28 protein-coding genes and 1 riboswitch are annotated in these 24,799 nt (G+C 69.3%); of the genes, 19 read left to right on the top strand and 9 right to left on the bottom strand.

The genetic code is table 11. From position 1 onward, the window contains the following. Positions 1-2 precede the first annotated feature (2 nt). Positions 3-2,858 (bottom strand): excinuclease ABC subunit UvrA, encoded by a 2,856-nt coding sequence (gene uvrA / locus SBP02_RS17805; RefSeq protein ID WP_318643696.1) that lies wholly within the window; start codon positions 2,856-2,858, stop codon positions 3-5. Positions 2,859-2,992: 134 nt separating this feature from the next. Between uvrA and SBP02_RS17800 the strand changes: the two genes are divergently transcribed. From SBP02_RS17800 to SBP02_RS17785, 4 genes are read left to right on the top strand one after another with little or no spacing between them, the layout of a single operon-like run. Beyond that, on the top strand, positions 2,993-4,381 hold the full coding sequence (locus SBP02_RS17800; protein WP_318643695.1) for an MFS transporter: 1,389 nt from the start codon (positions 2,993-2,995) through the stop codon (positions 4,379-4,381). A 17-nt stretch (positions 4,382-4,398) separates the two neighbouring features. Further along, positions 4,399-4,890, top strand: a complete 492-nt coding sequence (locus SBP02_RS17795) for a single-stranded DNA-binding protein (protein WP_318643694.1) — start codon at positions 4,399-4,401, stop codon at positions 4,888-4,890. Between the two features lie 22 nt (positions 4,891-4,912). Then, positions 4,913-5,797 (top strand): sugar nucleotide-binding protein, encoded by an 885-nt coding sequence (locus SBP02_RS17790; protein WP_318643693.1) that lies wholly within the window; start codon positions 4,913-4,915, stop codon positions 5,795-5,797. Next, positions 5,790-6,722 (top strand): NAD-dependent epimerase/dehydratase family protein, encoded by a 933-nt coding sequence (locus SBP02_RS17785; RefSeq protein ID WP_318643692.1) that lies wholly within the window; start codon positions 5,790-5,792, stop codon positions 6,720-6,722. Before SBP02_RS17790 ends, SBP02_RS17785 begins: the two co-directional genes overlap by 8 nt. Positions 6,723-6,778: 56 nt before the next feature. Here SBP02_RS17785 and SBP02_RS17780 read toward each other — a convergent pair whose 3' ends face one another. Beyond that, on the bottom strand, positions 6,779-7,465 hold the full coding sequence (locus SBP02_RS17780; protein WP_318643691.1) for an OmpW/AlkL family protein: 687 nt from the start codon (positions 7,463-7,465) through the stop codon (positions 6,779-6,781). A 311-nt stretch (positions 7,466-7,776) separates the two neighbouring features. Here SBP02_RS17780 and SBP02_RS17775 point away from each other — a divergent pair, with 311 nt between their 5' ends. The 6 genes from SBP02_RS17775 to SBP02_RS17750 are packed head-to-tail and all read left to right on the top strand — an operon-like array spanning position 7,777 to position 12,638. Next, positions 7,777-8,547 (top strand): DUF3450 domain-containing protein, encoded by a 771-nt coding sequence (locus SBP02_RS17775; protein WP_318643690.1) that lies wholly within the window; start codon positions 7,777-7,779, stop codon positions 8,545-8,547. Further along, positions 8,544-9,893: a MotA/TolQ/ExbB proton channel family protein gene (locus tag SBP02_RS17770; RefSeq protein ID WP_318643689.1), complete on the top strand. Its 1,350-nt coding sequence runs from the start codon at positions 8,544-8,546 to the stop codon at positions 9,891-9,893. Before SBP02_RS17775 ends, SBP02_RS17770 begins: the two co-directional genes overlap by 4 nt. After that, on the top strand, positions 9,886-10,434 hold the full coding sequence (locus SBP02_RS17765) for a MotA/TolQ/ExbB proton channel family protein (protein WP_318643688.1): 549 nt from the start codon (positions 9,886-9,888) through the stop codon (positions 10,432-10,434). The genes SBP02_RS17770 and SBP02_RS17765 overlap by 8 nt, the downstream gene beginning before the upstream one ends. An 11-nt stretch (positions 10,435-10,445) precedes the next feature. Beyond that, positions 10,446-10,856 (top strand): ExbD/TolR family protein, encoded by a 411-nt coding sequence (locus SBP02_RS17760; RefSeq protein ID WP_318643686.1) that lies wholly within the window; start codon positions 10,446-10,448, stop codon positions 10,854-10,856. Further along, positions 10,856-11,539: an energy transducer TonB gene (locus SBP02_RS17755; protein WP_318643685.1), complete on the top strand. Its 684-nt coding sequence runs from the start codon at positions 10,856-10,858 to the stop codon at positions 11,537-11,539. Before SBP02_RS17760 ends, SBP02_RS17755 begins: the two co-directional genes overlap by 1 nt. Position 11,540: 1 nt before the next feature. Continuing rightward, positions 11,541-12,638 carry a tetratricopeptide repeat protein gene (locus SBP02_RS17750; RefSeq protein ID WP_318643684.1) on the top strand — a complete coding sequence of 366 codons (1,098 nt, stop codon included), beginning with the start codon at positions 11,541-11,543 and terminating at the stop codon, positions 12,636-12,638. A gap of 51 nt (positions 12,639-12,689) precedes the next feature. Here SBP02_RS17750 and SBP02_RS17745 read toward each other — a convergent pair whose 3' ends face one another. The 4 genes from SBP02_RS17745 to SBP02_RS17730 all read right to left on the bottom strand — a co-directional run bounded on the left by SBP02_RS17745 (position 12,690) and on the right by SBP02_RS17730 (position 15,849). Further along, positions 12,690-13,214 (bottom strand): DUF3299 domain-containing protein, encoded by a 525-nt coding sequence (locus SBP02_RS17745; protein WP_318643683.1) that lies wholly within the window; start codon positions 13,212-13,214, stop codon positions 12,690-12,692. A 9-nt stretch (positions 13,215-13,223) separates the two neighbouring features. Then, positions 13,224-14,489: an ABC transporter permease gene (locus SBP02_RS17740; protein WP_318643682.1), complete on the bottom strand. Its 1,266-nt coding sequence runs from the start codon at positions 14,487-14,489 to the stop codon at positions 13,224-13,226. A gap of 1 nt (position 14,490) precedes the next feature. Beyond that, positions 14,491-15,198: an ATP-binding cassette domain-containing protein gene (locus tag SBP02_RS17735; protein WP_318643681.1), complete on the bottom strand. Its 708-nt coding sequence runs from the start codon at positions 15,196-15,198 to the stop codon at positions 14,491-14,493. A 69-nt stretch (positions 15,199-15,267) separates the two neighbouring features. Then, positions 15,268-15,849: a DUF2796 domain-containing protein gene (locus tag SBP02_RS17730; protein ID WP_318643680.1), complete on the bottom strand. Its 582-nt coding sequence runs from the start codon at positions 15,847-15,849 to the stop codon at positions 15,268-15,270. A gap of 111 nt (positions 15,850-15,960) precedes the next feature. Between SBP02_RS17730 and SBP02_RS17725 the strand changes: the two genes are divergently transcribed. Continuing rightward, positions 15,961-16,314, top strand: a complete 354-nt coding sequence (locus SBP02_RS17725; RefSeq protein WP_318643679.1) for a hypothetical protein — start codon at positions 15,961-15,963, stop codon at positions 16,312-16,314. Positions 16,315-16,355: 41 nt separating this feature from the next. Here the strand turns inward: SBP02_RS17725 and trxA are convergent, their stop codons facing one another. The 3 genes from trxA to SBP02_RS17710 all read right to left on the bottom strand — a co-directional run bounded on the left by trxA (position 16,356) and on the right by SBP02_RS17710 (position 18,396). Continuing rightward, positions 16,356-17,228 (bottom strand): thioredoxin, encoded by an 873-nt coding sequence (gene trxA / locus SBP02_RS17720; protein WP_318643678.1) that lies wholly within the window; start codon positions 17,226-17,228, stop codon positions 16,356-16,358. A gap of 77 nt (positions 17,229-17,305) precedes the next feature. Then, positions 17,306-17,962 (bottom strand): class I SAM-dependent methyltransferase, encoded by a 657-nt coding sequence (locus SBP02_RS17715; RefSeq protein ID WP_318643677.1) that lies wholly within the window; start codon positions 17,960-17,962, stop codon positions 17,306-17,308. Next, complete coding sequence (locus SBP02_RS17710; RefSeq protein ID WP_318643676.1) at positions 17,959-18,396, bottom strand: hypothetical protein; 438 nt, start codon at positions 18,394-18,396, stop codon at positions 17,959-17,961. The genes SBP02_RS17715 and SBP02_RS17710 overlap by 4 nt, the downstream gene beginning before the upstream one ends. A gap of 130 nt (positions 18,397-18,526) precedes the next feature. On the opposite strand from SBP02_RS17710, the gene nrdR reads away from it, so the two are divergent. The 8 genes from nrdR (at position 18,527) to SBP02_RS17670 (ending at position 24,788) form a co-directional block, all read left to right on the top strand. Next, complete coding sequence (gene nrdR, locus SBP02_RS17705) at positions 18,527-18,991, top strand: transcriptional regulator NrdR (protein ID WP_318643675.1); 465 nt, start codon at positions 18,527-18,529, stop codon at positions 18,989-18,991. Continuing rightward, on the top strand, positions 18,991-20,109 hold the full coding sequence (gene ribD / locus SBP02_RS17700; protein ID WP_318643674.1) for a bifunctional diaminohydroxyphosphoribosylaminopyrimidine deaminase/5-amino-6-(5-phosphoribosylamino)uracil reductase RibD: 1,119 nt from the start codon (positions 18,991-18,993) through the stop codon (positions 20,107-20,109). Before nrdR ends, ribD begins: the two co-directional genes overlap by 1 nt. A gap of 77 nt (positions 20,110-20,186) precedes the next feature. Beyond that, a riboswitch (FMN riboswitch) is annotated at positions 20,187-20,352 on the top strand. Between the two features lie 166 nt (positions 20,353-20,518). Continuing rightward, positions 20,519-21,181, top strand: coding sequence for a riboflavin synthase (locus SBP02_RS17695; RefSeq protein WP_318643673.1), 663 nt, complete (start codon positions 20,519-20,521; stop codon positions 21,179-21,181). A 12-nt stretch (positions 21,182-21,193) separates the two neighbouring features. Then, complete coding sequence (gene ribBA, locus SBP02_RS17690; protein WP_318643672.1) at positions 21,194-22,288, top strand: bifunctional 3,4-dihydroxy-2-butanone-4-phosphate synthase/GTP cyclohydrolase II; 1,095 nt, start codon at positions 21,194-21,196, stop codon at positions 22,286-22,288. A gap of 51 nt (positions 22,289-22,339) precedes the next feature. Next, positions 22,340-22,816 (top strand): 6,7-dimethyl-8-ribityllumazine synthase, encoded by a 477-nt coding sequence (gene ribH, locus SBP02_RS17685; RefSeq protein ID WP_213641459.1) that lies wholly within the window; start codon positions 22,340-22,342, stop codon positions 22,814-22,816. Beyond that, positions 22,813-23,298 carry a transcription antitermination factor NusB gene (nusB, locus tag SBP02_RS17680; RefSeq protein ID WP_318643671.1) on the top strand — a complete coding sequence of 162 codons (486 nt, stop codon included), beginning with the start codon at positions 22,813-22,815 and terminating at the stop codon, positions 23,296-23,298. The genes ribH and nusB overlap by 4 nt, the downstream gene beginning before the upstream one ends. A gap of 16 nt (positions 23,299-23,314) precedes the next feature. Continuing rightward, positions 23,315-24,283 carry a thiamine-phosphate kinase gene (gene thiL / locus SBP02_RS17675; RefSeq protein WP_318643670.1) on the top strand — a complete coding sequence of 323 codons (969 nt, stop codon included), beginning with the start codon at positions 23,315-23,317 and terminating at the stop codon, positions 24,281-24,283. Beyond that, complete coding sequence (locus SBP02_RS17670) at positions 24,276-24,788, top strand: phosphatidylglycerophosphatase A family protein (RefSeq protein ID WP_318643669.1); 513 nt, start codon at positions 24,276-24,278, stop codon at positions 24,786-24,788. Before thiL ends, SBP02_RS17670 begins: the two co-directional genes overlap by 8 nt. Positions 24,789-24,799 lie beyond the last annotated feature (11 nt).

The following is a 24,799-nucleotide window of genomic DNA, read 5'->3' as shown; positions in this document are numbered from 1 at the left end:
GGTCAGGTCTCTGCGGCGGTCGCTGGCGTGCGCTCGCGCTGCAGCAGCGGACGGAGGAAATGGCCGGTGTGCGACTGGGGCATCTCGGCCACCTCTTCCGGGGTGCCGGTGGCGATGATCATGCCGCCCTTGGAGCCCCCCTCGGGGCCGAGGTCGACCAGCCAGTCGGCGGTCTTGATCACGTCCAGGTTGTGCTCGATCACCACCACGGTGTTGCCATGGTCGCGCAGGCGATGGAGCACGTCGAGCAACTGCTGGATGTCGGCGAAGTGCAGGCCGGTGGTCGGTTCGTCGAGGATGTACAGGGTCTTGCCGGTGTCGCGCTTGGACAGCTCGCGACTGAGCTTGACCCGCTGCGCCTCGCCGCCGGACAGGGTGGTCGCGCTCTGTCCCAGCTTGATGTAGGACAGGCCGACATCCATCAGGGTCTGCAGCTTGCGGGCGATGGCCGGCACCGCGTCGAAGAAGGCGCGGGCCTCCTCGATGGTCATGTCGAGCACCTCGGTGATGCTCTTGCCCTTGTACTTCACCTCCAGGGTCTCGCGGTTGTAGCGCTTGCCCTTGCACACGTCGCAGGGCACGTAGATGTCGGGCAGGAAGTGCATCTCCACCTTGATCACGCCGTCGCCCTGACAGGCCTCGCAGCGCCCGCCCTTGACGTTGAAGGAGAAGCGCCCCGGGCCGTAGCCGCGCGAGCGCGACTCCGGCACCCCGGCGAACAGCTCGCGGATCGGGGTGAACAGGCCGGTGTAGGTGGCCGGGTTGGAGCGCGGCGTGCGGCCGATCGGGCTCTGGTCGATGTCGACCACCTTGTCCAGGTGCTGCAGGCCGTCGAAGCCGTCGTGGGCCGCGGCTTCCAGGGTGGTGGCGCCGTTCAGGGCGGTGGCGGCGAGCGGGAACAGGGTGTTGTTGATCAGGGTCGACTTGCCCGAGCCGGACACCCCGGTGACGCAGGTGAGCAGGCCGACCGGAATCTCCAGGTCGACGTTGCGCAGGTTGTTGCCGCGGGCGCCCTTGAGCGTGAGCAGCTTCTTGCGGTCGACCGGGGTGCGCGCCTGCGGGTAGCGGATGCGCACGCGGCCGGAGAGGTACTTGCCGGTCAGCGAGTCCGGGTGGCTCATGACCTGGTCCGGGGTGCCCTCGGCGACTATCTGGCCGCCGTGCACGCCGGCGCCCGGGCCGATGTCGACCACGTAGTCGGCCAGGCGGATGGCGTCTTCGTCGTGCTCCACCACTATGACCGTGTTGCCCAGGTTGCGCAGGTGGGTGAGGGTGCCGAGCAGACGCTCGTTGTCGCGCTGGTGCAGGCCGATGGACGGTTCGTCGAGGATGTACATCACTCCCACCAGGCCGGCGCCGATCTGGCTGGCCAGGCGGATGCGCTGGGCCTCGCCGCCGGACAGGGTGTCGGCGCTGCGGTCCAGGGTCAGGTAGTCGAGGCCGACGTTGACCAGGAACTGCAGGCGCTCGCGGATTTCCTTGAGGATCTTCTCGGCGATCTCGCCGCGGCGGCCGGAGAGGTGCAGGTCGCCGAAGTAGTCGCAGGCCTCGCCCACCGGCAGGCCGGTGACCGCCGGCAGGGTGCGCTCGCCGATCCATACGTGGCGGGCCTCGCGGCGCAGGCGGGTGCCGCGGCAGTCCGGGCAGGGCTGGGTGCTGAGGAACTTGGCCAGTTCCTCGCGTACGCTGGCCGACTCGGTCTCGCGGTAGCGTCGCTCCAGGTTCGGCACTATGCCCTCGAAGGGGTGGGAGCGCTTGACGATATCGCCGCGGTCGTTGAGGTACTTGAAGTCGACGTTCTGCGCGCCGCTGCCGAACAGGATGACCTTCTGCTGCTCGGCGGCCAGCTCGTCGAAGGGAATCTCCAGGCTGAAGCCGAAATGCGCGGCCAGGGAGCCGAGCATCTGGAAGTAGTAGACGTTGCGCCGGTCCCAGCCGCGGATCGCGCCTTCGGCCAGGGTCAGCTCGCCGTTGATCAGGCGCTTGGCGTCGAAGAACTGCTTGACCCCCAGGCCGTCGCAGGTGGGGCAGGCGCCGGCCGGGTTGTTGAAGGAGAACAGCTTGGGCTCCAGCTCGCTGATCGAGTGGCCGCAGTGCGGGCAGGCGAAGCGCGCGGAGAAGATGATCTCCTCGCCTTCTTCCCCGTCCATGGGCGCCACCAGGGCGATGCCGTCGGCCAGGCCGAGGGCGGTCTCGAAGGACTCGGCCAGGCGCTGCTGCAGGTCCTCGCGGACCTTGAAGCGATCCACCACCACGTCGATGGAGTGCTTCTTCTGTTTGTCCAGCTTGGGCAGCTCGTCCAGCTCAAAGAGCTTGCCGTCGACCCGGGCGCGGACGAAGCCCTGGGCGCGCAGTTCTTCGAACACCGACAGGTGCTCGCCCTTGCGCTCGCGAATGACCGGGGCCAGCAGCATCAGCTTGCGGCCCTCCGGCAGGGCCAGGACCTGGTCGACCATCTGGCTGACGGTCTGCGCCTCCAGCGGCACGTCATGGTCCGGGCAGCGCGGGATGCCGACGCGGGCATAGAGCAGGCGCAGGTAGTCGTAGATCTCGGTGATGGTGCCGACGGTGGAGCGCGGGTTGTGCGAGGTGGATTTCTGCTCGATGGAAATGGCCGGGGACAGGCCCTCGATGGTGTCGACGTCGGGCTTCTCCATCATCGACAGGAACTGCCGGGCGTAGGCCGACAGGGATTCGACGTAGCGGCGTTGGCCCTCGGCGTAGAGGGTGTCGAAGGCCAGGGAGGACTTGCCGGAGCCGGACAGGCCGGTGATCACGATCAGCTTGTCGCGCGGCAGGGTCAGGTCGATGTTCTTCAGGTTATGGGTACGTGCCCCACGGATCAGAATCTTGTCCACAAACAGCGGCCTCGCATGGCGGGCGGAAACCCGCGAGTATAGGGCCTGGCGTCGCCCTGCGGCAAAGTGCGCGCCTGTGCCGCGGACGGGATGGCTGCTAGAATCGCCGCCTTGTTTCGGTAGGGCTTTGGTAAATGCACGATTCGCACAGCGAGCGCATGAGTGGCAGTGAAACCCGCGCGGCCGGTGGTCTGGCGCTGGTGTTCGCCTTCCGCATGCTCGGCATGTTCATGGTGTTGCCGGTGCTGGCGACCTACGGCATGGAGCTCGCCGACAGCACGCCGGCGCTGATCGGCCTGGCCATCGGCGCCTACGGCCTGACCCAGGCGCTGCTGCAGATTCCCTTCGGCATGCTCAGCGACCGCATCGGCCGGCGTCCGGTGATCTATGCCGGGCTGCTGATCTTCGCCGCCGGCAGCGTGCTGGCGGCCAATGCCGACTCCATCTGGGGGGTGATCGCCGGGCGCGTGCTGCAGGGCGCCGGCGCCATCTCCGCGGCGGTGATGGCACTGCTCTCGGACCTGACCCGCGAGCAGCACCGGACCAAGGCCATGGCCATGATCGGCATGAGTATCGGCCTGTCCTTCGCCGTCGCCATGGTGGTCGGGCCGCTGCTGACCCGCGCCTTCGGCCTGTCCGGGCTGTTCTGGGCCACCGCGGCCATGGCCCTGCTGGGCATCCTGATAGTCGCCGGCCTGGTGCCGCGCACGGCCGGGCCGCTGCAGCACCGCGAGTCGGGGGTGGCCAAGCAGGCGCTGTGGCCGACGCTCAAGCACGCCGACCTGCTGCGTCTGGACTTCGGCATCCTGGCCCTGCATGCCATCCTCATGGCCAGCTTCGTCGCCCTGCCGCTGGCCCTGGTGGAGCAGGGTGGGCTGGCCAAGGAAGAGCACTGGTGGGTGTACCTGACCGCGCTGCTGATCGGCTTCTTCGGCATGGTGCCCTTCATCATCTACGGCGAGAAGAAGCGCCGGATGAAGCGGGTGCTGCTCGGTGCGGTGGCCGTGCTGCTGGCCTGCGAGCTGTACTTCTGGGCGTTCGGCGACAGCCTGCGCGCGCTGGTGCTGGGCACCGTGGTGTTCTTCACTGCCTTCAACCTGCTGGAGGCCTCGCTGCCCTCGCTGATCAGCAAGGTCGCCCCGGCCGGCGGCAAGGGCACGGCGATGGGGGTGTACTCCACCAGCCAGTTCCTCGGCGCGGCCCTGGGCGGCATCCTCGGTGGCTGGCTGTATCAGCACTACAGCCTGTCGGGTGTGTTCCTCGGCTGCGCCCTGCTGGCCCTGCTTTGGCTGGTCTTTGCTGTTACTATGCGCGAACCGCCTTATGTCACCAGCCTGCGCCTGCCGCTTTCAGCCGCGGCCTTGCAAGAAGCGGGGCTGGCCGAGCGATTACTGGCCGTGCCCGGAGTGGCGGATGCCGTGGTGGTGCGTGACGAGGCCGCCCTCTACATCAAACTGGATACCCAACAATTGGATCGCACGTCCCTGGAACGCCTGATCGAAGCGGCGCCGGCGACGTGCTGAAAGCCTAGGAGAACGTTATGGCCCGTGGGGTTAACAAAGTCATTCTGGTCGGCACCTGCGGACAGGACCCGGAAACCCGTTACCTGCCCAGCGGCAACGCGGTGACCAACCTGAGTCTGGCCACCAGCGAGCAGTGGACCGACAAGCAGACCGGACAGAAGGTCGAGAAGACCGAGTGGCACCGCGTGGCGCTGTTCGGCAAGGTCGCCGAGATCGCCGGCGAGTACCTGCGCAAGGGCTCCCAGGTGTACATCGAGGGCAAGCTGCAGACCCGCGAGTGGGAGAAGGACGGCGTCAAGCGCTACACCACCGAGGTCATCGTCGACATGCAGGGCACCATGCAACTGCTCGGCGGCCGCCCGAGCGGCGACAGCGGCGACAGCGCACCGCGGCAGCAGCGTCCGGCACCGCAGCGCGCCCCGCAGCAGCCGGCTTCGCGCCCGGCCCCGCAGCAGCCGGCCCAGCCGGCGGCGGACTTCGACAGCTTCGACGACGACATCCCCTTCTGATCGCCTGAGTTCAGCCTAAATCATGCGAATGCGCCTGATGCTGCTGGGGGGCGGTAACGCGCTGGGGCAGGCTCTGATCCGCCTCGGCGCCGAGGAAGACATCGGCTTTCTCGCCCCGCGCCCGCCGGAGGGCGGCTGGGATGCCGCCAGCCTGACCCAGCTGCTCGACGACACCCGCCCCGACGCCCTGGTCAACCTGGCCTACTACTTCGACTGGTTCCAGGCCGAGGCCGTGGACGCCGCGCGCCTGGTCGCCCAGGAGCGGGCGGTCGAGCGCCTGGCCGAGCTCTGCCGGCATCACGACATCCGCCTGTTGCAGCCTTCCAGCTATCGGGTATTCGACGGCTCGCGGGTGACCGCCTACACCGAGAAGGAAGACCCTCAGCCCCTGGGCGGCCGTGGCCAGGCCTTGATGCGTCTGGAGCAGAGCGTGCGCGCGGTCTGCCCCAAGCATGTGCTGCTGCGCTTCGGCTGGTTGCTGGACGACAGTCCCCAGGGCCTGCTGGCGCGCTTCCTGGCTCGGGCCGAGGCGGGCGGCGAGCTGAGCCTCGCCGACGACAGGCGCGGCAACCCGACGCCGGTGGACGATGCCGCCCGGGTGATCCTCGCCGTGCTCAAACAGCTCGATTGCCAGTCGCCGCTGTGGGGTACCTACCACTACGGCGGCCATGAGGCGACCACCTCCCTGGCCTTGGGGCAGGCAGTGTTGAGCGAGGCGCGCAACTACCGCCACGACCTGGTGGAGGAAATCAGCCCCCAGGCCCATGCCGCGCGTCCCGATGCGGCCGAAGAGCCGCAGCATGCGGTGCTGGCCTGCAAGAAGATCCTCCATACCTTCGGCATCAAGCCGCGCGCCTGGCGCGCCGGGCTGCCGAGCCTGCTGGACCGCTACTACCGCCATGTCTGACGCGCCCATCCTGATTACCGGCGGTGCCGGTTTCATCGGCTCGCACCTGGTCGACGCCCTGCTCGCCCAAGGCCGGGCCGTACGGGTGCTGGACGACCTGTCGATGGGCAAGCGCAGCAATCTACCGCTGGACAACCCGCGTCTGCAGCTGATCGAAGGCGACGTGGCCGACGCCGCGCAGGTGAACGAGGCCGTGGCCGGTTGTCGCGCGGTGGCGCACCTGGCGGCGGTGGCCTCGGTTCAGGCTTCGGTGGATGACCCGGTGAGTACCCACAGGAGCAACTTCGTCGGCACCCTCAACGTCTGCGAGGCCATGCGCGTGCACGGCGTCAGGCGCGTGCTGTTCGCCTCCAGTGCAGCGGTCTATGGCAATAACGGCGAAGGCCAGGCCATCGACGAGGACACGCCGAAGGCGCCGCTGACGCCCTACGCGGCGGACAAGCTGGCCAGCGAGCATTACCTGGACTTCTATCGGCGCCAGCATGGCCTGGAGCCGGCGATCTTCCGCTTCTTCAACATCTTCGGGCCGCGCCAGGATCCGTCCTCGCCCTATTCCGGGGTGATCAGCATCTTCACCCAGCGCGCCCAGCAGGGGCAGCCGATCACGGTGTTCGGCGATGGCGAGCAGACCCGCGACTTCTTCTACATCGCCGACCTGATCGCGGTGCTGCTGCAGGCGCTGTCTGCGCCTGCGGCCGTGCCGGGGGCGGTGAACGTCGGCTGGAACCAGGCCACCAGTCTCAACCAGCTACTGGCCGAGATCGGCGGGCTGTTCGGCGGCCTGCCGGCGGTCAGCCACCAGGCCCCGCGTCCCGGCGATATCCGTCATTCGCGGGCGGACAACCGGCGCTTGCAGGACGGTTACCGGCTGCCGCCGCCCACCCCGCTGCGCCTGGGGCTGCAGCGCCTGTTGGGCCTCGCCTGAGGCGTGCACTGAATAAAAAAGCCGGCGCAATGCCGGCTTTTTCGTGGGGCAGGGACTCAGAATCGGTAGCCCAGGCCGACCATATAGACCCAGGGATCGACTTCCACATCGACCTTGACCTTCTGCCCGGCAAAGGAGGTGGTGCCCGTGGTGTCGATGTCGATATAGCGCACCTGGCCGTTGATCAGCAGGTTTTCGCCGAGCATGTAGTCCATGCCCAGTTGAGCGGCCAGGCCCCAGGAGTCCTCCATGTCCAGGCCACGGAAGCCCTTGGTCTCGGCTTCGCTGCTCAGCTTGTCGTCGAAGAACCAGGTGTAATTGATGCCCGCGCCTACATAGGGCTGGAAGCGCGAACCGCCGTCCAGCGGGTAATACACCAGGCTCAGGGTCGGCGGCAGCTGCTTGAGCTCGCCCAGCTTGCCGTTCAGGCCGGCGAAGGCGCCCGGCATGCCTTTCACGCCGACATCATGGGTGAAGGGCGTCGCCGCCAGCAGTTCGATGCCGAGGTGATCGTTCAGCATATAGGCGAAGTTCAGGCCCAGCTGGGTGTCGCTGTTGAGCGAGGCCTTGGTGCCGGCTACGTTGCTGTTCAGTGCTCCCACCCAGATATCGCTGCTGTTCTCTTGCGGATCGACGGTGATGGCGCCGGCACGGACCAGGATATCGCCGGCCTGGTAGGCCTGGGCGAGGGGGGCGGCCACTGCCATGGCCAGGAGGGAGAGGGTGAGCAGGGACTTGCGCATGGTGGCTCCGGTCGAGTCATCGAGGGCTGTTGGTTGCGAATGATGTTAGGGGGCTAAGAAAATCGACACTTGATCCAGCTCAATAAAAGCCCCCCCGGCCTTCTGCGGCCTTTTGTCCGTTGCTTTCGCGTCTGGCTGCAGGTGATAATGGTTATCTTTACTATGTCGACCTCCCAAGAGATCGCTTATGCCCTCTGGGCGATGTGCCTGCCAGCAGTCGTCTATAGAACTCCGTCCGGCTGTGCGCTAGATTTGAGTTAAGAAAGGTTATAATGTTTCGTTTTGAGATGGCCCGCCGCTTAAGGACCCCCATGAACCCGTTCCCCTTCCGCAGCCTGGGCATCGCCCTGCTGCTTGGCAGCACGCCGCTGTTGGCGGCGCCGTTGGACGCCGCGCTGGACGAAAGCCAGCGCCTGGCCGCCGAGGCCAAGGCCTCGCAGGCGCGCATCGAGCAATTGGATGACGCCAGCCGGGCGATGCTTGGCGAATACCGCAATGCCCTGCAGCAAGCCGAGGCGCTGAAGGGTTACAACGCCCAGCTGCGCGAGTTGGTGGCGGCCCAGCGCAAGGAGTTGGCGGGCTATCAGCAGCAGCTGGATGGCATCGAGCGTACCCAGGAGGCGGTCACGCCGCAGATGCGCCGGATGGTCGAGGTGCTCGGCCAGTTCGTCGCCGCCGACCTGCCGTTCCTGCCCGAGGAGCGCAGCGACCGCCTGGCCCAGTTGCAGGAGCTGCTGCCACGTGCCGACGTCAGCCTGGCGGAGAAGTACCGGCGCATCCTCGAGGCCTACCAGGTCGAGAGCGACTATGGCCGCACCCTGGAGGCCTGGCGCGGCGAATTGGCGAGCGAAGCCGGTACCCGCAGCGTCGAGTTCCTCCGGCTCGGCCGCACCATGCTCTACTACCAGACCCTCGACGGTCACGAGAGCGGCTGGTGGAACCCGCAGAGCGGCAGTTGGCAGCTGCTCGACGGCGCTGCCCGGCGCCCGCTGCACCAGGCCATCGCCATCGCCCGCCAGGAGCAGGCTCCGGCACTGCTCGAACTGCCGGTGCGCCCGCTGAACCAGGAGGCTGTCCGATGAACCGCCGTTTTCTCGCCGCCGCGCTTCTCGGCCTGTTGCCGGCTCTGGCCGGCGCCGCCGAGCCGCTCAATCCCGATCAACTGCTGCAGCGCATCCGCAGCGAGCGGGCCGCCGAGGCTTCGGCCATGGCCACGCGCGAGCAGGCCTTCGTCGCCGAGCGGGGCGAGCGGGCCCGCTTGCTGGCCACGGCCAAGGCCGCCTTGCAGGTGCAGGAAGCCGAAGCCGCGCGGCTGAAGGCCGAGTTCGATCGCCTGGAGGCCGAACTGGCCGCGCAGGAAAAGCTGCTGGCCCAGCGCGCCGGCCACCTCGGCGAGCTGTTCGGCGTGGTCCGGCAGAGCGCCGGCGATGTCGCCGGGCAGTGGCAGGACAGCCTGCTCAACGCCCAGTACCCCGAGCGCCTGCAGCGCCTCGAGGACCTGGCCGAGAGCCGCAGCCTGCCGTCGGCCGAAGACCTCGACGGCTACTGGATGCTACTGCTCGAAGACCTGGCCGCCAGCGGCCGCATCGAGCGCCTGGAGCTGCCGGTGGTGGCCGCCGACGGCGTGCGCCGGGTGCAGCCGGTGCTGCGGGTCGGCAGCTTCGCCGCCTTCGGCGAGGACGCCTTCCTGCGCTACGACGCCGATGCCGGCGAGCTGCTGGCGCCGTTGCGCCAGCCCTCCGGCCTGGGCCTGGTGAACGATTACCTGGAGAGCGCAAACGCCCTGGCCCCTCTGCCGATCGACCCCAGCCGCGGCAACCTGCTGGCGCAGTTGCAGCGCCAGCCGAGCCTGTGGGATCGGGTGCAGCAGGGGGGGCTGGTCGGTGGCCTGATCCTGGCATTGGGGGCGTTGGGCCTGGTCCTGGCGTTCTGGCGCCTGGTGTACCTGGCCGGCGTCGGCCGCGGGGTCGGCGCGCAGATTCGCGAGCTGGGCACGCCGCGCGCCGACAACCCCCTGGGCCGGGTGATCGGCGTGCTGGGGCCCAAGCCGCAGCTGGCCGACCTGGAGACTCTGGAGCTGAAGCTGGACGAGGCGATCCTGCAGGAGACCCCGCCGCTGGAGAAGGGCCAGGGGCTGCTCAAGCTGCTGGCCGCGGTGGCGCCGCTGCTCGGCCTGCTGGGCACCGTGACCGGCATGATCGTCACCTTCCAGGCCATCACCCAGAGCGGTGGCGGCGACTCGCGGCTGATGGCCGACGGCATCTCCCAGGCCCTGGTGACCACGGTGCTGGGCCTGGTGGTGGCGATCCCGCTGCTGTTCCTGCACAGCCTGCTGGCCAGCCGCAGCAAGGGCCTGATCCAGTTGCTCGAGCAGCAGAGCGCCGGGCTGATCGCCCTGCACCTGTCCGGGGCGCCGCGCCGTGACTGACGGCTTCGGCCTGTGGCTGCGGCTGCTCGACGGCGGCCATGCGCTGTTCGACCTGATGGCCGCCGGCGGCGTGGTGATGTGGGGCCTGGCCGGGCTCTGCGTGCTGTTCTGGACCCTGGTGTTCGAGCGCTTCTGGTTCATGCGCCGGGTCTTCCCGCGCTGGGTGCGTGAGCGCCGCCGGGCCTGGCAGCAGCTGCTGGCCGAGGAGGCCGGCAGCTGGCAGCGGGCGGTGCGCAGCGCCTGGCTGGCCCAGGCCCGGCAGCAACTGGCCGGGCCCCTGCGCCTGGGCAAGACCCTGGTGGCGCTGTACCCGCTGCTCGGCCTGCTCGGCACCGTCAGCGGCATGGTCGCGGTGTTCGACGTGCTGGCCATCAACGGCACCGGCAACCCCCGTGCCATGGCCGCGGGCGTGTGGCAGGCGACCCTGCCGACCCTGGCCGGGATGGTCCTGGCCATCAGCGGATTGTTCAGCCTGGCGCGTCTGGAACGCGACGCCCGCCGGGCCCTCGAGCGGCTGGCCGACCAGCTGCGTCACGACTGAGAGCTGCAACCATGAGAATGCGTCGCCATCACCAGCAAGACGAGGACACCGGCATCGACCTGACGCCGATGCTCGATGTGGTCTTCATCATGCTGATCTTCTTCATCGTCACCAGCTCCTTCATCAAGGAGTCGGGGGTCGAGGTGCAGCGTCCCCAGGCGCAGACCGCCAGCCCCCAGGACAAGGGCAATATCCTCATCGCCATCACCGCCGACGGCCAGGTCTGGCTGGACAAGCAGGTGGTCGACGTGCGCAGCGTACGCGCCCATGTTGAGCGCCTGCGCGTCGATCAGCCGGACGGCGCGGTGGTGGTGCAGGCCGACCAGGACGCGCGCACCGGCCTGGTGGTACAGGTGATGGACCAGGCGCGCCTGGCCGGGGTGCAGGACGTGGCCCTGGCCGCCAGTTCGGGAGCGCTCTGATGCGTCTGGCGCTGTCGTTCCTGGGGGCTTGCCTGATGGCCCTGGCGTTGTTCGCGCTGATGCTCTACATGGTGGCGCCGCCGCAAAGCCAGCCGTCCGACGAGCCGCTGGTGGTGGCCAACTTCGTGCGTCTGGACGGCGAGTCCAGCAGCAGCGCGCCGCGCAGTCGCCAGCAGGCGCCGCAGCCACCCCAGGCGCAGCCGCCGCAGCCGCCGATGCCCAGTGCCCCCACGGCCATGGCGCCGAGCCCCAGCCTGCCGACCCTGGACCTGCCGCTGCCGAACCTGAGCAGCGCGGTCAGCCTGGCCAGCGCCCCGGCGCCGAGCCTCAGCGGCCTGGTGGCCGGTGCCACGGCGCCCGGCGCGGAGGCGCCGAGCGAGTCCGCCGGCCGCCCCGGCGGCCCGGAAAGCGAGGTGATGCCGCTCAACGACGTCAGCCCCGAGTATCCGCGTTACGCCCTGCAGCGCGGCATCCAGGGCCATGTCAAGCTGGCCTTCACCATCAACCGCGCCGGCGCGGTGGAGAACCTGCGGGTGCTCGAGGCCAGCCCGCAGAACGTCTTCGAGCGCGAGGCGCGCCGCGCCGCGGTGCGCTGGCGCTTCGCCCCGCGTACCGAGAACGGCCTGGCAGTGGCCCGCGAGGCGGTCAAGACCCTGTATTTCCGCCTGGAAGGAGGGCGCTGAGATGTCCCGTCTATTGCTGTCGTTGCTGCTCTGCGCGGCCGGCGCCGTGCAGGCCGCCACCCAGAGCATCGAACCCGGGGTGTTCCGCGCCCTGAACCAGGCCCAGACGGCCCAACAGCAGGGCGACTACGCCACGGCCCGGCGCGCCCTGGATGGCGCCAAGGCCCGGCCCGGTAGCCTGGAGCAGGCCCTGCTGTGGCGCAGCCGTGGCTACCTGGCCTGGGCCCAGGGGCAGAATGCCCAGGCCATCGACTGGCTGGACAAGGCCCTGGCCAGCGGCCGCCTGGATGCCGAGTCGCAGGTCAACGAGCGGCTCAATCTGGCCCGCCTCAACCTGGTCGAGCGCCGCTATGCCCGGGTCGTCGAGCTGCTCGCGCCACAGCAGGCCGGCGCCGCCGAGGAGGTGCTGCAGCTGCTGGTGCAGGCCTACCAGGGCCAGGGGCAGCCGGCCAAGGCCCTGCCCCTGGCCGAGCGCTACGTGCAGGCCAACCCGCGAGCGGCCGACAGCTGGCTGCAGTTCCTGGTGGCGGTCAATGCCGAGCTCAAGCGCTATCCGGCCGCGGAGCGCTGGCAGCGCCAGCTGCTGGCACGCCAGCCCGACGACAGCCGGCAATGGCGACAACTGGCCGCCCTGCAGCAGATGGCCGGCCGTTATGACCGGGCCCTGGCCACCCTGCGCGCGGCCTATGCCAAGGGCCTGCGCTTCAGTGCCGCGGAACTGGACAACCTGGTGGTCCTGGCCGGCGCCGCCGGGCAGCCCTGGCAGGGCGCCCAGCTGCTGGCCGGGCTGCTCGACAGCGGCCTGCTCGCCAATAGCCGCCAGCGCCAGGAGCGCCTCGGCCTGTTCTGGTGGCAGGCCCGTGAGCGCAGCCGAGCGGCCGCGGTGTTGCGACCGCTGGCCGAACGCACCGGTAGCGGCGAGCTGTGGCTGCAGGTCGCCCAGTTGGAGCTGGAGCAGCACCACTGGAAGGCCGGGCTGGCGGCGTTGAACCGGGCCGAGGGCGCCGGCGCCCCGCGCAGCAAGGTCCGCTCCTGGCGCCAATGGGCCGAGAGCGAGTTGCGCTTCGAGCAGGACAATCGTCTGGCCAGCCGCCACTGACGGACCGGCGAGACACGCAGAAGCCAGGCCCTCGGGCCTGGCTTTGGCATTTCAGCTGTCGGGCAGCTCGTAGGGGTAGATCTTGTCGGCGGCCATCCGGTAGCCGGCCTCGGCCAGTTCGCTGCTGCTCGCCTCGACCCGCAACGGCCCCTCGATCCAGAAAGGCTGATACAGGGCATCGAGGCGTACGCCGAGTTCACTGCTGACGTGGACGATCTGGTTGGACGGCGGTGGCGGCACATGGATGCAGGCACCGAAGTAGGGCACCAGGAGGAACTCGGTGACGCGCCCCTCGTCGGTCACGTCCAGCGGCACTATATAGCCCGGCAGCTTCACCGCCTGGCCATCCAGGGCCGCGACCACCGGGGCGGCGGGAGCCTGCTGTTGCGCCGCCGGGCCCGACTCGGCCGCCAGGGCGTCGGCCAGTTGCGACAGGTCGTGCACGGGGGCGGGCGAGCTGGCTTGCGGCGGGGCGTCGGCGGGGACCAGTTCGGCCCAGGTCAGTTCACGTACCACGCCGGCCCAGGACGGCAGGACCAGGGTGAGCAGCAGGGCGGCGAGCAACGGGCGTGGCATGGAACAACCTCATAGGCGAATGGACAGGCCGTCGGCCAGCGACTGGCGGTAGGCGCGCCAGGCCGGCACACCGCCCATCAGCAGGGCGGCGGCCAGGATAGCGCCGAGCAGCGTCCACTCATAGAGCGTCGGCACCGTCAGGGCCAGGTACAGACCATAGTGGGCCTGCACCGGGCCCTGGGCGGCGGCGATGCCCAGGTACAGCAGGGCCAGGCCGAGCAGGGCGCCGGCCAGGGCCAGCGCCAGGGCCTCGAGTACCAGCAGGCCGGCGATATGCCAGGGGCGGGCGCCGACCGAGCGTAGGATCGCCATCTCCCGGCGGCGCTCGTTGAGGCTGGTGAGGATCGCCGTGAGCATGCCGATCAAGCCGGTCAGCACGACGAACAGCGAAACCACGAACAGCGCCTGTTCCGCCGTGCCCATCAGGCTCCACAACTCCTGCAGGGCGACCCCGGGGAGGATCGCCAGCAGCGGCTCGCCGCGGTACTCGTTGATCTCCCGTTGCAGGCTGAAGGTGGCGATCTTGCTGTGCAGGCCCAGTAGTACGGCGGTGATCTGCTCGGGCTGCAGGTCCATGGCGCGGGCCTGTTCGGCGCTGACCCGGGCCGCGCCGCGGGCCGGCATGCCGCCCTGCCAGTCGACATGCAGCGCCTGCATGCCGGCCAGGGAGATGTGCAGGGTGCGGTCCACCGGCGTGCCGGTGCGGGCGAGCACGCCGACCACGCGAAACGGCTTGTCGTCGTGCTTGAGCAGGCTGATGCTGGCCACGCCATGGGCCAGCACCAGGTCGTCGCCGAGGCGGTAGTGCAGGGCCTCGGCCACCTCGGCGCCGAGCACCACCTCGAACGGGTCGGCGGCGAAGGGGCGGCCCTCGCGCAGGCGCAGGGGCTGGCTGCGGGCGTAACGGTAATGCTCGAAATACCCCTGGCTGGTGCCCAGCACCCGGTAGCCGCGGTGCGAGTCGCCGAGGGAAATGGGGATGGCCCACTTGACCTGGCGATGCGCGGCGAGCTGCTCGTAGCTGGTCCAGCGGATGTTGTTGGTGGCGTTGCCGATGCGGAACACCGAGTACAGCAGCAGATTCAGGCTGCCGGCGCGGGCGCCGACTATCAGGTCGGTGCCGCTGATGGTGCTGGCGAAGCTGGCGCGGGCCTCGTGGCGCACGCGCTCGACAGCCAACAGCAGGCAGACGGACAGGGCGATGGCGAACACCGTGAGCAGCGCGGTGAACCGGCGGTTGGCCAGGCTGGCCAGGGCGATGCGCAGCAGGTGCATCTCAGGCCTCCTGTGGGCGCGCGGCGCGGTTGAGTTCGGCCAGCGACAGGCTGCGGTCGAACAGCGGTGCCAGGCTCTGGTCGTGGCTGACGAACAGCAGGCTGGCCCCTGCCGCGCGGCATTCGGCGAACAGCAGCTGGAGGAAGGCCTCGCGGCTGTCGGCATCCAGCGCCGAGGTCGGCTCGTCGGCGATCACCAGCTCCGGCTGGCCGATCAGTGCGCGGGCCGCGGCGACCCGCTGCTGCTGGCCGATCGACAGCTGGTCGGCACGCCGCCCGAGCAGCTCGGGGGCCAGGCCCAGGTGTTCGAGCAGGGCCGCGGTGGCGCCATCGATGCTGCCGTGGCGCTGCCCCGCGCGCTGGGCGCGCAGCCGCGAGAAGCGGCAGGGCAGTTCGACGTTCTCGCGCACCGAGAGAAAGGGCAGCAGGTTGAATTGCTGGAAGATATAGCCGGTGTGGTCGACCCGGAAGCGGTCGCGGGCCGCGGGCGACAGTGCGTCGAGGGCCTGGTCGAGCAGGCGGACGGTGCCGCGCTGGGCCAGTTGCACGCCGCCGAGCAGGCCCAGCAGGGTGGTCTTGCCGCTGCCGCTGGGGCCCTTGAGAAACAGGCTTTCGCCGTGCTGCAGGGTGAAACTGGGGATGTCCAGCAGCTCGGTCTGGCCGGGCCAGGCGAAGCCGAGGTCGGCGAGTTCGATCAGAGGTCGGGTCATGATCCGGCTATCGGCGGGTTCGTGGGCCAGGGTTGCGGTAATGGGGGCGGTTCTCCGCCCCGCAAGGGGTCAGAAGCTCAGGCGCGGCTGCGCGGGGGTCAACTCGGCACCCTGCTGGCCGCTCGGGCCGATCAGTTGTACCTGAATTTTCGTGGTGGTGGGGAAGCGTTCGAACAGTTCGGCCAGGTTCAGCTGCTTGAGTTCGTCGGGCTTTTTGCAGTCGAGCTGATAATGCGCATGGATTTCGCTGTGTTCGCCGTGTGTTTCGTCGCCGTGATGTCCTTCATGCTCATGTTCGTCATCTTCGAACAGCGGGCTCTCCAGTTCCGTCTCGCTCAGACTGCAATCGCCTGCATTCAGGCCGAACAGGGCCTGCGGGTTTTGCAACTGACTGCGCGCGGCGGCGACCTTGGCCTTATCGGCGGCGCTCTTGGCGGCGTGCTCGAAACCCACCAGGTTCATCGCAGGGCTTTCCAGTTGCAATTCCAGCAACTGGCCATCGAGCACCAGGTTGAGGCTGGCGACGCCGTGCTCGTGGGCCCCCAGGCTGCCATGCGCCTGGTCGTGCTCGTGGTGGTGGCCGTGCTCGTTGGCTTGGATGGTGGCCATGGGCAGCAGGGCGAAGGGCAGGGCAAGCAGTAGTCGGCGCATGGAGTGTCTCCGGCGTGGCATTGGAATTGTTACGTTATAACAACTTTTGTGTCGGGCTGGCCAGCATGCAGACGCCGTGGGAGCATGAGTGCTTCGAATGGGAGGGCAACTATGGTGCGCATACGCGGACGGATCGGCGACTGGCCGGTGGACCTGACTCTGGAGCTGGACGCAGAGGACTGGACGCGACTGGCCGGTGGCTTCAGGGCTGCATCCGGCGCCGAGGCCGAGCCCGCCGCTACGCGTACGCCGGCCGCCGCAGCCAGCGATGCCCTGTGGCAGACCGCCCTGCAACTGGTGCGCGACGCCGGGCAAATCGAGGGGCCGCAACTGCTGGCCGAGCTGGCCGCCCTGGGCGGTGGCGAGGCGGCGGGCAAACGCCTGCTGGTGCGCCTGCGCCATTGCCCCCGGGTGAGCGTGGAGAGCGGCGTCGATGCGCCGGTCTACCACTGGATAGGCGGCTAGGCCGGAGTTCCCCGGTCTGTATCCAGCCGGGGGCGGCGGGCTCAGTAGATGGCCTGGTACAGCTTGCGCCGGTAGGTGGTGACCAAGGGGTGGTCGTTGCCGAGCAGATCGAACACCTGCAGCAGGCTCTTGTGCGCCACGCCGTCGGCGTAGCCGCGATTGCGCACGAACAGCTTGAGCAGGGCATCCAGCGCCGCCTCGTACTGCTGGCGCGCCAGCTGCTGGATGGCCAGCTGGTAGGCCGCCTCGTCGTCTTCGCCGTTCTGCGCCAGGCGGCTCTTCAGGCTGGCGACCTCCGGCAGGTCGGCGGCCTGGCGCAGGAAGGTCAGCTGGGCGCGGGCGCCGGCCAGGGCCTGCTTGTGTTCGTCGCCCTTGACCGCATCGAGCAGGGTCTCGGCTTCGCCCAGTTCGCCGCGCTCGGCCAGGCAGCGGGCATAGAGGATCAGCGCGGCGGCGTTTTCATTGTCCTCGACGAGCAGTTGCTTGATCAGGTTCTCCGCCTCGCCGATGCGGCCGTCGGCGAACAGTGCCTGGGCATCCTGCAGCAGGTCGGCCTGGGGCGCCGGCGGTTCGGCGACATGGGGCTGGAGCATGGCGCGGATCGCCGACTCCGGCTGGGCCCCGGCGAAGCCGTCGACCGGCTGGCCGTCCTTGAACAGCACCACGGTGGGCAGGCTGCGGATGCCGAAGCGGGCGACGATGTCCTGCTCGGCGTCGCAGTCGACCTTGGCCAGCAGCAACTCGCCCTGGTAGCCCTCGGCGATCTGCGCCAGCAGCGGCATCAGTGCCTTGCACGGCGCGCACCATTCGGCCCAGAAGTCCACCAGCACCGGTTTGTGGAAGGAGTTCTGGATGACCAGCTGTTCGAAGTTGGCGGCGCCGGATACGTCGAAGATATAGGGGGTGTCGCTCATGATCGGTCTCGGGCAGGGACAGGGAGGGTAGGACTATAGATGCGGCCGCGGGCGCGCGGATACAAGGGCGCGGCGCCTCAATCGCGTCGCGCGTGATACAGGCTGACCTGGCCAAACTCCGCCGGCTCGGCCAGATCCGGCCAGGTACAGGCCTCCAGCATGGCGAGGCGGCGGTACAGGGGGTGCTGGAAGTCGCGCACCCGCGAGTCGGCGACCAGGGCCTGGCGGCCGCGGCCGAGGAACTGGTCGAGCAGCGGCAGGTTGGCGCGGTCGTAGAGCACGTCGGCGACCAGAATCAGGTCGAAGCGGTCGGCCTCGGCGAAGAAGTCGGCCGAGTAGCTCAGCTCGACGCCGTTCAATTCGGCGTTGGCCCGGCAGGCGGCGAGCGCCAGTGGGTCCAGGTCGCAGGCCACCACCTCGCGGGCGCCGGCTCTGGCCGCGGCGATCGCCGCCACCCCGGAGCCGGCGCCGAAATCCAGCACGCGCTTGCCGCGCACCCAGTCCGGCTGCTCGGCCAGCCAGCGGGCCAGCACCAGGCCGCTGGCCCAGCAGAAGCACCAGTAGGGCGGCTCCTCGAGGATGCGCCGGGTCTCCTCGGGGCTGAAGGCGCGGTCCATGTTGCTCGCCTCGATCAGCCATAGGCGCAGCGCCGTGCCGGGCAGCGGCGTGGCGGCCAGGCGGGCGTCGCCGAGCCGTTCGCCCAGCGCCGCCTGCAAGTCGTGCGGCGGGCTCATGGCGCGGGCACCAGGCGCAGGGTGCCGACGGCCTGGCTGCCGGCATGGCGGATGGGCAGCGGCGGCAGGCGCAGGATCAGGCGGCCGGACTGGTGGGCGCGGCCGCGCAGCTCGACGCGCAGGGATTGGGGGAAGGATTGCGGGTTGAACACCAGGCGGAAGGGCAGGGCGCCGCCGTTGCCGCTGAGCTGGATGTTGCCCAGCAGTCCCTGGGGCAGGCCGCGCGGGTCCAGGGTCAGCAGGGCCAGCTCGACCTCGGCGCCGCTGGGCACGCCGAGCAGCTGGCCGCTAAGCTCGCGCAGGTGCTCGGGCACCGGCGGCGGGGGCGCGGCAGGCTTGGGGCTGGCCGCTGGCGGCGCGGCGGTGTCGGGGGCGCTCGCACAGGCAGCGAGCAATACGGCCAGGGCAAGGGCGGCAAGCGGTCTCGGCGACATGGAGAGGTCCATCGGCACGGGTGCCATGAAGCTTAGTTGCAGGCGCGCCTGTATACCCTAAAGTCCGCGGCTTGTCTTGCCGGCGGGATGCGCTACCATGGCGCCTTCCCGTTCAAGGCGACTGCCCTCTATGCACTGTCCGTTCTGCGGTGCCAACGACACCAAGGTCATCGATTCGCGCCTGGTCGCAGAGGGCGAGCAGGTGCGCCGCCGGCGCGAGTGCCTGGCCTGCGAGGAGCGCTTCACTACCTTCGAAACCGCCGAGCTGGTGATGCCGCGGCTGATCAAGCAGGACGGCAGCCGTCAGCCCTTCGACGAGGAGAAGCTGCGTGCCGGCATGCAGCGCGCCTTGGAGAAGCGGCCGGTGAGCATCGAGCGCCTGGAGGCGGCCATCGCCCATATCAAGCACAAGCTGCGCGCCACCGGCGAGCGCGAGATCAAGTCGCTGGTGCTCGGCGAACTGGTGATGGGCGAGTTGCAGAAGCTCGACGAGGTCGCCTATATCCGTTTCGCCTCGGTGTACCGGCGCTTCCAGGACCTCAACGAATTCCGCGAGGAGATCGACCGGTTGTCCCGCGAACCGTCGAAAGACTGATGCACAACACCGATCAGGGCTTCATGGCCCGCGCCCTCGAGCTGGCCCGCAAGGGCCTGTACTCCACCCATCCCAATCCGCGCGTCGGCTGCGTGATAGTCGCAGGTGGACGCATCATCGGTGAGGGCTGGCATGCCCGGGCCGGGGAGCCCCATGCCGAGGTGCATGCGCTGCGCCAGGCCGGCGACCGGGCCCGGGGCGCCACCGCCTATGTCACCCTGGAGCCCTGCAGCCATCATGGCCGCACCCCGCCCTGCGCCGATGCGCTGATCGCCGCCGGCCTCAAACGGGTGGTCGCGGCCATGCGCGACCCCAACCCGCAGGTGGCCGGCAACGGCCTGGCGCGCCTGCAGCAGGCCGGCATCGAGGTGCACTGTGGCGTGCTCGAGGCCGAGGCGCGCAGCCTCAACGCGGGCTTCGTCAAGCGCATGGAGCAGGGCCTGCCGCTGGTGCGAGTCAAACTGGCGATGAGCCTGGACGGTCGCACCGCCATGGCCAGTGGTGAGAGTCAATGGATCACCGGCCCGGCGGCGCGGGCGGCGGTGCAGCGCCTGCGCGCCCGCTCCAGCGTGGTATTGAGCGGCGCCGACACGGTGCTGGCCGACGGCGCGCTGTTGACCGTGCGCCCGGACGAGCTGGGCCTGGGCGCCGAACTGACCGCCCTGGCCGCGGCCCGTCCACCGCTGCGGGTGCTGGTCGACGGGCGCCTGCGGGTGCCGCTGGACGTGCCCTTCTTCCAGGCCGGGCCGGCACTGGTGGCCACCTGTGCCGCGGCCGCGGCGCGCGAGCGCTTCCTCGAGGAGGGGCACGAGCTGCTGGCCGTGCCCGGCAGCAACGGTCATGTACACCTGGGCAAGTTGTTGGCCGAGCTGGCCGCCCGCGGCGCCAACGAGGTGCTGGTCGAGGCCGGACCACGGCTGGCCGGCGCCTTCGCCCGCCAGGGACTGGTCGACGAATACCAGTTGTTCGTCGCGCCCAAGCTGCTCGGCTCCAGCGCCCGCCCGCTGCTCGACCTGCCCCTGGCGCGCATGGCCGAGGCCCTGGAGCTGAAGATCGTCGACCTGCGCGCCGTGGGCGATGACTGGCGGATCGTCGCCGTGCCCAAGGGCCGGGACTGAGCGGCCGGGTGCGGGCCTCGGACCATGCAGGGCGGGGGCAATTGTGGTACAACGCGTCTCGGCCATTTGAGTGGCCGCAACGTTCTCAGGGCGGGGTGCGATTCCCCACCGGCGGTAATGGCGCGCAAGGCGCCTAGCCCGCGAGCGCTTGCCGAGGGTCCTGTCGCAGGGCGCCGGCAAGGTCAGCAGACCCGGTGCGATTCCGGGGCCGACGGTCACAGTCCGGATAAAGAGAGAGCGGGATTGTCTGCAAGGGCGCCGTAGCCGGCGCCTGCCAGATCCCTTTCGATCAGTCACGCCCTGTTTTTGATAAACAGGAGTTCGTCCAGATGTCACAGACTTATCACTCGACTCCGGCGCGCGGCGGGTTCCATCCGCCTCGTGTCGTTTCCGAGTCCGCGGAGGCGCTATGTTCACCGGCATAATCGAAGCCATCGGCAGCATTCGGGCGCTGAGCCCCAAGGGCGGTGACGTGCGCGTCTACGTCGAGACCGGCAAGCTCGACCTGGGCGACGTCAAGCTGGGCGACAGCATCGCGGTCAATGGCGTCTGCCTGACCGCCGTGGACCTGCCCGGCGACGGCTTCTGGGCCGATGTCAGCCGCGAGACCCTGGCGCGCACCGCCTTCGTCGACCTCAAGCCCGGCAGCCGGGTCAACCTGGAGAAGGCCCTGACCCCCAGCAGCCGCCTGGGCGGGCACCTGGTCAGCGGCCATGTCGACGGCGTCGGCGAGGTGGTATCGCGCGAGGACAATGCCCGCGCCGTGCAATTCAAGATTCGCGCGCCGCGCGAGCTGGCCAAGTACATCGCCCACAAGGGTTCGATCACGGTCGACGGCACCAGCCTGACGGTCAATGCCGTGAGCGGCGCCGAGTTCGAGTTGACCATAGTGCCGCACACCCTGGCCGAGACCATCATGGTCGACTACCGTCCGGGGCGACTGGTCAACCTCGAGGTGGACCTGCTGGCGCGTTACCTGGAGCGCCTGCTGCTCGGCGACAAGGCCGCCGAACCCAAGGCTGCCGGCCTGACCGAAAGCTTTCTGGCCGAACACGGCTACCTGAAGAATTAAGGAACTGCCAGCATGGCACTCAACAGCATCGAAGAACTGATCGAAGACATCCGCGCCGGCAAGATGGTCATCCTCATGGATGACGAGGACCGCGAGAACGAGGGCGACCTAATCATCGCCTCCGAGGCGGTCACCGCCGAGCACATCAACTTCATGGCCCGTTTCGCCCGCGGGTTGATCTGCATGCCGATGACCCGCGAGCGCTGCGAGCTGCTCAAGCTGCCGCTGATGGCGCCGCGCAACGGCTCCGGCTTCGGCACCAAGTTCACCGTCTCCATCGAGGCCGCCGAAGGCGTCACCACCGGCATCTCCGCCGCGGACCGGGCGCGCACCGTGCAGGCCGCGGCGGCGAAGAACGCCAAGGCCGACGACATCGTCAGCCCCGGCCACATCTTTCCGCTGATGGCCCAGCCGGGCGGCGTGCTGGCCCGGGCCGGGCATACCGAGGCGGCCTGCGACCTGGCGCGCATGGGCGGCTTCGAGCCGAGCGGGGTGATCTGCGAGATCATGAACGACGACGGCACCATGGCCCGTCGCCCGGAGCTGGAGGAGTTCGCCGCCGAGCACGGCATCAAGATCGGCACCATCGCCGACCTGATCCACTACCGGCTGATCCACGAGCGCACCGTCGAGCGCATCAACGAGCAGGAACTGGACACCGAGCTGGGGCACTTCAACCTGGTGACCTACCGCGACGCGGTGGAAGGCGACGTGCACATGGCCCTGACCCTGGGCAGCATCAGTCCCGAGGAGCCGACCCTGGTGCGGGTGCACAACATGGACCCGCTGCGCGACCTGTTCATGGTCAAGCAGGAGGGGCGCTGGAGTCTGCGCGCGGCCATGGCCGAGGTGGCCAAGGCCGGCAGCGGCGTGGTGCTGCTGTTGGGCAACCCGCTGACCGGCCCGGATCTGTTGGCCCATCTGGAGCGCCAGCTCGGCCACGAGCACAAGGCGGCCAACCCGACCACCTACAGCACCGTCGGCGCCGGCTCGCAGATCCTCCGCGATCTGGGCGTGCGCCAGATGCGCCTGATGAGCTCGCCGATGAAGTTCAACGCAATATCCGGTTTCGACCTGGAAGTTGTAGAATACCTGCCCTCTGAATAACCCCATGGGGCGCAGGCTCGCGCCCCGGCTCTTTCCCAGACGAGATCCGCTATGACCCTGAAGACCATCGAAGGTACTTTCATCGCCCCCAAGGGCCGTTTCGCCCTGGTGGTCGGCCGCTTTAACAGCTTCGTCGTCGAAAGCCTGGTAAGCGGTGCCGTCGATGCCCTGGTGCGCCACGGTGTGAGCGAAAGCGACATCACCATCATCCGCGCCCCGGGTGCCTTCGAGATTCCCCTGGTGGCGCAGAAGGTCGCTCAGCGCAGCGAGTTCGACGCCATCATCGCCCTTGGCGCGGTGATCCGCGGCGGTACCCCGCACTTCGAATACGTCGCCGGCGAGTGCACCAAGGGCCTGGCCCAGGTGTCCATGGAGTTCGGCGTGCCGGTGGCCTTCGGCGTGCTGACCGTGGATTCCATCGAGCAGGCCATCGAGCGCTCCGGCACCAAGGCCGGCAACAAGGGTGCGGAAGCCGCCCTGTCTGCCCTGGAAATGGTCAGCCTGCTGGCGCAGTTGGAGGCCAAGTGAGCCAGCACGACAGCCAGGGCCAGAAGCCGGCGAAGAAGGGCCCCAGCGCCAAGACCCTGGCGCGCCGCGAGGCGCGCACCCTGGCCATGCAGGCGTTGTACTCCTGGCACATCGCCGGCCAGGCGCTGAACGAGATCGAAGCGCAGTTCCGCGTGGACAACGACTTCGGTGCCGTCGACGGCGCCTACTTCCACGAGATCCTGCATGGCGTGGCGCGGCAGAAGACCGAGATCGACGGGGCCTTCACCCCGCTGCTGGATCGTCCGCTGGAGGAGATCGACCCGGTCGAGCTGGCGATCCTGCGCCTGTCCACCTACGAGCTGAAGAACCGCATCGATATCCCCTATCGCGTGGTGATCAACGAAGGCATCGAGCTGGCCAAGGTGTTCGGCGCCACCGATGGACACAAGTTCGTCAATGGCGTGCTGGACAAGCTGGCGCCGCGCCTGCGCGCCGACGAAGTTCGCGCCCACAAGCGCTGATCCCGGCGCGCCTGCCTTGGGTGAGTTCGAGCTGATCCGTCACTACTTCGCCGCCGCGTCCTGTGCGCGGGGCGGCGAAGGCGTGGCCCTGGGCATCGGCGACGACTGCGCCCTGCTGGAGCTGCCGGTCGGCGAGCAGCTGGCCGTGTCCACCGATACCCTGGTCGAGGCCGTGCACTTCCCCGCCTCGGCCGATCCCTGCCTGCTCGGGCAGCGCGCCCTCGGCGTGTCGCTCAGCGACCTGGCCGCCATGGGCGCGACGCCCATCGGCTTCACCCTGGCCCTGACCCTGCCCCGTGCCGAGCCGGCTTGGCTCGAGGCCTTCGCCCGCGGCCTGGACCGCATGGCGCAGCAGTGCGGCGCACGCCTGATCGGCGGCGATACCACCCGCGGGCCGCTGAGTCTGACCCTGAGCGTATTCGGCCGGGTGCCGGCCGGCCAGGCGCTGACCCGTGCCGGCGCACGGGTCGGCGACCTGCTCTGCGTCGGCGGTTGCCTGGGCGAAGGTGCCGGCGCCCTGGAGCTGGTGCTGGGGCGGCGGCAGGCCGTGGCGGAGGTCGCCGAACCGCTGCTGGCGCGCTACTGGTCACCGCAGCCGCAACTGGCCTTGGGCCAGGCGTTGCTGGGCAAGGCCACGGCCGCGTTGGACATCTCCGACGGCCTGCTGGCCGACTGCGGGCACATCGCCGCGGCCTCCGGGGTGGCGCTGTCGGTCGAGCAGGCGCGCCTGCCGATCTCGGCAGCCCTGCTGGAGTTGCTCGGGGAGCAGGGCGCCCGCCGCTGCGCGCTCGGCGGCGGCGACGACTACCTGCTGGCCTTCACCCTGCCGCCGCCGCAGCTGGCCGGTCTGCAGGCCGCGGGCTGGCCGGTGCAGGTGGTCGGCCGGGTCGAGGCCGGCCAGGGCGTGCGGTTGCTGGACGAGCAGGGGCGCAGCATCGCTGCGCCGGCGCAGGGCTATCAGCATTTCGGAGCCGCCGGTGTCTGAGACTTCGCGAGTGCCGCCCTCGGTCTGGCGCAACCCCTGGCACTTCCTGGCCTTCGGTTTCGGCTCCGGCACCCTGCCGAAGGCGCCGGGCACCTGGGGTTCGCTGGTGGCCCTGCCGTTCATTCCGCTGTGGCAGATGCTGCCGGACTGGGGCTACTGGCTGATGCTCGGCCTGACCATGCTGTTCGGCTTCTGGCTGTGCGGCAAGGTCGCCGAGGATCTGCGCGTACATGACCACGAGGGCATCGTCTGGGACGAGATGGTCGGCATGTGGATCACCCTGTGGCTGGTGCCCGAGGGCTGGCTCTGGCTGCTGCTAGGCTTCGTCATGTTCCGCCTGTTCGACATCCTCAAGCCCTGGCCGATCCGTTGGGTCGACCGGCATGTGCACGGCGGTGTCGGCATCATGCTCGACGATGTGCTGGCCGGGGTCTTCGCCTGGCTGGCCATGCAGCTGGTGGTCTGGGGCTGGGCCAACGGTCTGGCGGCGGGACTGGGCTTCTAGCGAGACCGGAG

This window comes from Pseudomonas benzenivorans (assembly GCF_033547155.1).
GTDB classification, from domain to species: Bacteria; Pseudomonadota; Gammaproteobacteria; order Pseudomonadales; family Pseudomonadaceae; genus Aquipseudomonas; species Aquipseudomonas benzenivorans_B.
Note: the sequence above shows the minus strand (reverse complement) of the source record. Positions and strands in the feature narration are given on the sequence as shown.

Coding starts and splice junctions, on each gene's coding strand:
- SBP02_RS17790 (WP_318643693.1), top strand. CDS start 4,913: ATGCGAATGCGCCTGATGCTGCTGGGGGGCGGTAACGCGCTGGGGCAG.
- SBP02_RS17795 (WP_318643694.1), top strand. CDS start 4,399: ATGGCCCGTGGGGTTAACAAAGTCATTCTGGTCGGCACCTGCGGACAG.
- SBP02_RS17800 (WP_318643695.1), top strand. CDS start 2,993: ATGCACGATTCGCACAGCGAGCGCATGAGTGGCAGTGAAACCCGCGCG.
- SBP02_RS17780 (WP_318643691.1), bottom strand. CDS start 7,465: ATGCGCAAGTCCCTGCTCACCCTCTCCCTCCTGGCCATGGCAGTGGCC.
- SBP02_RS17775 (WP_318643690.1), top strand. CDS start 7,777: ATGAACCCGTTCCCCTTCCGCAGCCTGGGCATCGCCCTGCTGCTTGGC.
- ribBA (WP_318643672.1), top strand. CDS start 21,194: ATGGCACTCAACAGCATCGAAGAACTGATCGAAGACATCCGCGCCGGC.
- SBP02_RS17785 (WP_318643692.1), top strand. CDS start 5,790: ATGTCTGACGCGCCCATCCTGATTACCGGCGGTGCCGGTTTCATCGGC.
- SBP02_RS17715 (WP_318643677.1), bottom strand. CDS start 17,962: ATGAGCCCGCCGCACGACTTGCAGGCGGCGCTGGGCGAACGGCTCGGC.
- SBP02_RS17735 (WP_318643681.1), bottom strand. CDS start 15,198: ATGACCCGACCTCTGATCGAACTCGCCGACCTCGGCTTCGCCTGGCCC.
- SBP02_RS17695 (WP_318643673.1), top strand. CDS start 20,519: ATGTTCACCGGCATAATCGAAGCCATCGGCAGCATTCGGGCGCTGAGC.
- SBP02_RS17760 (WP_318643686.1), top strand. CDS start 10,446: ATGAGAATGCGTCGCCATCACCAGCAAGACGAGGACACCGGCATCGAC.
- SBP02_RS17745 (WP_318643683.1), bottom strand. CDS start 13,214: ATGCCACGCCCGTTGCTCGCCGCCCTGCTGCTCACCCTGGTCCTGCCG.
- SBP02_RS17725 (WP_318643679.1), top strand. CDS start 15,961: ATGGTGCGCATACGCGGACGGATCGGCGACTGGCCGGTGGACCTGACT.
- trxA (WP_318643678.1), bottom strand. CDS start 17,228: ATGAGCGACACCCCCTATATCTTCGACGTATCCGGCGCCGCCAACTTC.
- SBP02_RS17770 (WP_318643689.1), top strand. CDS start 8,544: ATGAACCGCCGTTTTCTCGCCGCCGCGCTTCTCGGCCTGTTGCCGGCT.
- SBP02_RS17730 (WP_318643680.1), bottom strand. CDS start 15,849: ATGCGCCGACTACTGCTTGCCCTGCCCTTCGCCCTGCTGCCCATGGCC.
- ribH (WP_213641459.1), top strand. CDS start 22,340: ATGACCCTGAAGACCATCGAAGGTACTTTCATCGCCCCCAAGGGCCGT.
- SBP02_RS17710 (WP_318643676.1), bottom strand. CDS start 18,396: ATGTCGCCGAGACCGCTTGCCGCCCTTGCCCTGGCCGTATTGCTCGCT.
- ribD (WP_318643674.1), top strand. CDS start 18,991: ATGCACAACACCGATCAGGGCTTCATGGCCCGCGCCCTCGAGCTGGCC.
- SBP02_RS17740 (WP_318643682.1), bottom strand. CDS start 14,489: ATGCACCTGCTGCGCATCGCCCTGGCCAGCCTGGCCAACCGCCGGTTC.
- SBP02_RS17755 (WP_318643685.1), top strand. CDS start 10,856: ATGCGTCTGGCGCTGTCGTTCCTGGGGGCTTGCCTGATGGCCCTGGCG.
- nrdR (WP_318643675.1), top strand. CDS start 18,527: ATGCACTGTCCGTTCTGCGGTGCCAACGACACCAAGGTCATCGATTCG.
- SBP02_RS17750 (WP_318643684.1), top strand. CDS start 11,541: ATGTCCCGTCTATTGCTGTCGTTGCTGCTCTGCGCGGCCGGCGCCGTG.